Raw genomic sequence first — 1,413 nt, forward strand, 5'->3', positions numbered from 1 at the left:
CGAACCGGCTTTTCAGAACCGACATCAGGAACGGATCGACGCGGCGCGTTGGCGTCTCCAGGCGAATGACAGGTGAATTCATTTTACGGTGCCTTGCTCGGGAAGGTTGGTGTCAATCGACGGTCACGACGATGTTGCCTTGCGGGTCGACGCGCCCGCGATGTCCGTCCTTGAGGAAGGCGGTGAACGTCGTCGCCTCAACTAGGCAGGGGCCGTCAAGCGCCGCCCCCGCGCCCAGCTGGTCCATGTCGTACACGGGCAGAAAGCTCGTCCGCCGGGTTTCATGCAAATAAGCTGGCCGATGGGTCTTGGCGACCGGCGCCGTCGCCTGGTCGGCCAACCTGAACTCCTTCCAAGCATCCTGGTTAGCCCGCTTGCCCACCGCGCGCAGCTTCCAGTTGGTGAATTCGACAATGTCGCGGTCGGATCTGATTGAATAAATGCGTTCGTGCATCTGATGAAACGCTTCGACGAGACCTGGCAGTTTCGCCGCGTCGAGACGCGCCTCATTGGCCTCGAAATGGACCTCGATCTCCCAGGACTGGTACTCGTAGCGACCAAGAAAGGAGAACTCAAAACGCCGCAGCTCGGGTTCAACGCCGGCCTGTTCGAGGAATGCCTCGCCCGATACCTTCAACCGCGCCAGGATGTCGGAGACGCCGGCGGCGTCGAAGCGCCGGCTCGAGGTCAGGAAAACCGCGCTTTCCTCGCGCGTGATATCCGAGATCAACCCGCCGAACGCGCTCAGCCCGGCCATGAAGCGCGGGATCATGTAGCGTTTCAAGCCCAATATGTCGGCCATCTCGGCGATGTGGATGGCGGTCGCGCCGCCGCCGCAGACAAAGAAACTGTCGCGTGGGTTTATGCCCTCGCGAATGGTGATTTCCTCGATGGCCCCGACCATGTTGTGGTTGCTGGTGGTCTGGATGGCGTAAGCCGCGTCGAGCAGCGGGATGCCGAGCCGCGTCGCGATGCTCGCAACCGCTTTCTCGGCCAGATCGCGGCTGATCTTGATCCGGCCGCCGAGAAAATAATCCGGGTCAATGATGCCGAGCACGACATTGGCATCGGTGACCGTCGGCTCGGTGCCGCCCACCCCGTAGCATGCCGGCCCCGGCCGCGCGCCAGCGCTTTGGGGACCGACCCGCAGCAGGCCGCCATCGTCGACCCAGGCTATGGACCCGCCGCCGGCGCCAACCGATCTCACATCGACTTTCGCGATGCCGAGCGAGTCATCGTGGATCATGCTGTCCGGGGTGACGATGATCTGGTGGTCACGCAAAGCCGAGACGTCGAATGTGGTGCCGCCCATGTCACCGACGATGACATTGGCTTCGTCGCTCAGCGCCAGCGCGGCCATCGGCGCCAGCGTCGGCCCCGACATGACGCTGTAGATTGGCCGCCGCAGCATCT

At 63.1% G+C, this 1,413-nt stretch carries 1 protein-coding gene; it reads right to left on the minus strand.

Annotated elements, in window-relative coordinates:
• Positions 1–112: 112 nt before the first annotated feature.
• Positions 113–1,413 (minus strand): hydantoinase/oxoprolinase family protein (locus tag NKH52_RS35290; RefSeq protein WP_352736886.1); only part of this gene is annotated, 1,301 nt, incomplete at its 5' end.

It is taken from the genome of Mesorhizobium sp. M1066 (assembly GCF_040318635.1).
Classification (GTDB): domain Bacteria; phylum Pseudomonadota; class Alphaproteobacteria; order Rhizobiales; family Rhizobiaceae; genus Mesorhizobium.